This is a genomic window from Actinomycetospora sp. (assembly GCF_055612215.1).
On the sequence record NZ_JBVPVA010001084.1, the window covers coordinates 1 to 3,756 of the forward strand.

Below are 3,756 nucleotides of genomic sequence, written 5' to 3' on the forward strand. Positions count from 1 at the left end.
CGGCACCGGTACGAGATCCGTGTCGACGGAGAGACGGCGGGCTACGCCGAGTACCACCGACGCTCGGGCGGCTCGACGATCTCGTTCACCCACACCGTCGTCGACGACGCCCACGCCGGCCAGGGCCTCGCGGGCCGGCTGGCCCGCGCCGCGCTCGACGACGCCCGCTCCCAGGGGCTCGCGGTCCTGCCGTTCTGCCCGTTCATCCGAGGCTGGATCGCCAAGCACCCGGACTACGTGGACCTCGTGCCGGCGGACCGTCGCGGCGAGTTCGAGCTCTGAGGGACTCGTTCCCGGCCCGGCCACCTGACGGGGACCACACGTCCGAGGTAGTTTCTCGTGCTCACGACACGGGAGTCGGACGACGCGGGAGGCCGAACACATGGCGACCGATGCGGGCGCACCCACGACCGGCGGCGCGAGCGTGGTCCTCGAGAGCCTGCCGATCTCCCGATGGCACAAGCTCATCGTCGTCCTCGTCGGGATCGGGTCGTTCTTCGACCTCTACGAGGTGTTCCTCGGCGGCGTGCTGGCCCCGATCCTGACCAAGGAGTTCGGCCTCGGCTCGGTCGGGAAGGCCGCGGTCGTCGGGAGCGGCTTCCTGGGCATGTTCGTCGGCGCGAACGTGCTCTCGATCCTCGCCGACCGGCTCGGCCGCCGTCGGGTGTTCCTGCTCAACCTGCTCACGTACTCGCTGTTCAGCCTGCTCTGCGCGTTCTCGCCGAACATCGAGGTGTTCCTCGTCCTGCGGTTCTTCGCCGGCATCGGGCTGGGCTGCGAGCTGGTGCTCGTCGACACCTACCTCGCCGAGTTCCTCCCCGCCGGGGTCCGCGGCCGCTACATCGCCTGGGCCTACACGGTGGGCTTCCTCGGCGTGCCGGTGGCCGCGCTGCTCGGCGGGAAGCTGGTCGCCGCGCGGGAGATCGCGGGGATCGACGGCTGGCGGTGGCTGCTGGTGTTCGGCGCGCTGGGCGCCCTGTTCGTCCTCTGGATGCGCCGCGTCCTGCCGGAGTCACCGCGCTGGCTGGAGTCCCGCGGACGGCGCGACGAGGCCGAACGGGTCGTCCGCGACATCGCCGCGAAGGCCGGGGCGCCGGAGGCCGCGGACGTCATCCCGGAGCGGGTCCCGCCCGCCCTGCGCGCGGCCGAGCCACGGGCGCGGACGACCTCGGAGGTCCTCAAGATCGCCTTCACCGGCGTCTACCGGCGCCGGACGGTCATGCTGTTCATCTTCCAGATCCTGCAGACGGTGGCCTACTACGGCTTCGGCACACTGGCGCCAACCGTGCTGGTGGCCAAGGGCTTCACGATCACCGACTCGCTGGGCTACGCCGCGCTCAGCTTCGCGGGCTACCCGATCGGCTCGCTGCTCTCGGTGCCGCTCGTGGAGCGGTTCGAACGGAAGTACCTGATCATCATCGCGGCCCTGCTGATCGCCGGGTTCGGCATCGTGTTCGCCGCCGCGGCCACGCCGTGGATCATCGTCCTCGCGGGGTTCCTGCTGACGACGTCGAGCAACGTCTTCTCGAACGCCTTCCACATCTACCAGGCGGAGATCTTCCCGACGGCCATCCGCTCGACGGCCAGCGGAACCGCGTACTCGCTGTCGCGGGCGACGTCGGCCGTCCTTCCCTTCATCGCCGTGCCGCTGCTCGCGACGGCCGGGCCGGTCGCGGTGTTCGGCGGGTCCGCCGTGCTCGTCGTGCTGCTCTGCCTCGACGTCGGGATCCTGGGCCCGCTGTCCACCGGACGGGCCCTCGAGGAGGTGGCGCTGGCCGACCGGTAGAACAATCCGCCGCGTGAGCTCCGACGCGATCCCCGCTCCTCCCGCCTGGCGCCGCCCGACCGCGGGCGAGCCCCGGTGGCCGGTCGCACTCGCGATCCTCGCGGCCGCCGGGCTGCAGCTCACGCTGCCCGACACGGTGGTCCTCGGATCGCGGTGGCTGATGCCGGTGCTCGAGATCGCGGTGCTGGCGGTCCTCGTCGTCGCCAACCCCGGCCGCTTCGAGCGCGAGCGGACCTGGCGCCGCACCACGAGCCTCGTGCTGACCACGCTCATCAGCGTCGCGAACGGCGCCGCGGTCGTCCGCCTGATCGACCACCTGGTCGCGGGCGGGGCCGACGACGCCGGGGCCCTGCTCGCGACGGGGGCCGCGATCTGGGCGACCAACGTCATCGGCTTCGCCCTCTGGTACTGGCAGTTCGACCGCGGCGGTCCGTCGGCGCGGGCCCACGGCGACCGCGAGGTCCCCGACTTCGCCTTCCCCCAGATCCAGAGCCCGGACCTCGACCGGGACTGGGAGCCGACCTTCGTCGACTACCTCTACGTGTCCTTCACCAACTCCACCGCGTTCAGCCCCACCGACACCATGCCGCTCTCGCGCTGGGCGAAGCTGACGATGCTCGTGCAGTCCGCGGTGTCGCTCGCGACGGTCGCCCTCGTCGTCGCGCGGGCCGTGAACGTGCTGCGCTGAGCGCCCGTCAGTTGACGCAGGGCACCGTCGGGGCGGCCGTCCCGGCGTCGGAGGCCGGCACGGCGGGCTTCGGGGCCGCCGCCGGGGCGCCGGGCTTCGGGGCCGCCCCCGAGGAGCCGGACGACGTCCCAGACGCCTTCGACGACGAGGTGCTCGTGTCGGACGACCCGGAGACGGTGTCGGAGATGTACTTCTGCACCGCCGACGGGTCGACCTGCACCGCCTCGCCGTCGTCGCCGGTGTCGTAGCTGGCGTCGACGATCGGGATCGTGTGGAAGCCGATCGAGCCGGAGCTCACGCCCTGCAGCTGCGTGGCGAGGGACAGGACGTCGAGCGAGCGGTCCACGGTGATCGCCTTGTCGACCGCGGCGACGAGCGCGTTGCGCTTGGCCGAGTCGGTGAGGGTGTCGGACGAGAGCACGGTGTGCGCCATGCTCGAGAGGAAGACCTGCTGCCGGCGGGCGCGGTCGAGGTCGCCGCCGGGCAGGCCGTGGCGCTGCCGGACGAACGCGAGGGCCTGGGGGCCGGACACCGTCTGCTGGCCCTTCGGGAACTTCGCCCCGGAGAACGGGTCGTCGACCTTGCTGTTCAGGCAGACCGGCACGCCGCCGATCGCCTGGCTGATGTCGGCGAACCCCGCGAGGTTGACCGCGCCGTAGTGGGTGATCGTCAGGCCGGTGAGGGACTCGACGGCGCCGATGGTCGTCTTGGCGCCCGCCGCGCCGGCCTGCACGGTGAGGTCGTTGCCGGACACCCCGTCCTTGGACAGCTCGGGGCGGGCGGCGTTCGATCCGTAGGCGTAGGCCGAGTTGATCTTGTGCTTGCCGAAGCCGTCGGGCAGGTCGACGTAGGAGTCGCGGGGGATGGAGAACCCGGTCGCCGGGCCGCCCCCTCCCGGGATGTGCAGCACGATGATCGTGTCGGTCGAGTCCCCGCCCGCGTCGCTGCCGCCCGCGTGCAGGGCGGCCAACTGGTCCTTCGGAAGCGGGTTGCCGAAGCTGTCGGTCCGCGAGTCGAGCCCGACGAGCAGGATGTTCTGGTCGGTCCCGAGCACGGAGCCCAGCGAGGTCGAGATGACGTCGACCCGGCTCAGCCCGGAGTCGATCGAGCGGGCGGCGAGCACGACCCCGCCGCTGACGAGCAGCAGCAGCACCGAGGCGACCGCGAGGACCAGGACCAGGACGCGCGTCGTCGCCACGGCGCGGACCCGCTGGAGGAGCTCGCCGGCGCCGCCCCCGCCCGGCCGGGCGGGGTCGGGGGTGCGGCGGGGCGCCTCGGCGGG

General features: G+C 72.4%; 4 protein-coding genes. 3 read left to right on the forward strand and 1 reads right to left on the reverse strand.

The window, feature by feature from the left end; all coding sequences use genetic code 11:
* The 3 genes from AC0CYZ_RS29225 to AC0CYZ_RS29235 all read left to right on the forward strand — a co-directional run.
* A partial coding sequence (locus AC0CYZ_RS29225; RefSeq protein ID WP_472221623.1) for a GNAT family N-acetyltransferase occupies positions 1–282 on the forward strand: 282 nt, incomplete at its 5' end.
* Positions 283–382: 100 nt separating this feature from the next.
* Positions 383–1,786, forward strand: a complete 1,404-nt coding sequence (locus AC0CYZ_RS29230; protein WP_472221624.1) for an MFS transporter — start codon at positions 383–385, stop codon at positions 1,784–1,786.
* Positions 1,787–1,799: 13 nt separating this feature from the next.
* On the forward strand, positions 1,800–2,474 hold the full coding sequence (locus AC0CYZ_RS29235) for a DUF1345 domain-containing protein (RefSeq protein WP_472221625.1): 675 nt from the start codon (positions 1,800–1,802) through the stop codon (positions 2,472–2,474).
* Positions 2,475–2,481: 7 nt separating this feature from the next.
* Here AC0CYZ_RS29235 and AC0CYZ_RS29240 read toward each other — a convergent pair whose 3' ends face one another.
* Entirely contained in the window at positions 2,482–3,672 is a 1,191-nt protein-coding gene (locus AC0CYZ_RS29240) for an LCP family protein (protein WP_472221626.1), read from the reverse strand.
* Between the last annotated feature and the right edge of the window lie 84 nt (positions 3,673–3,756).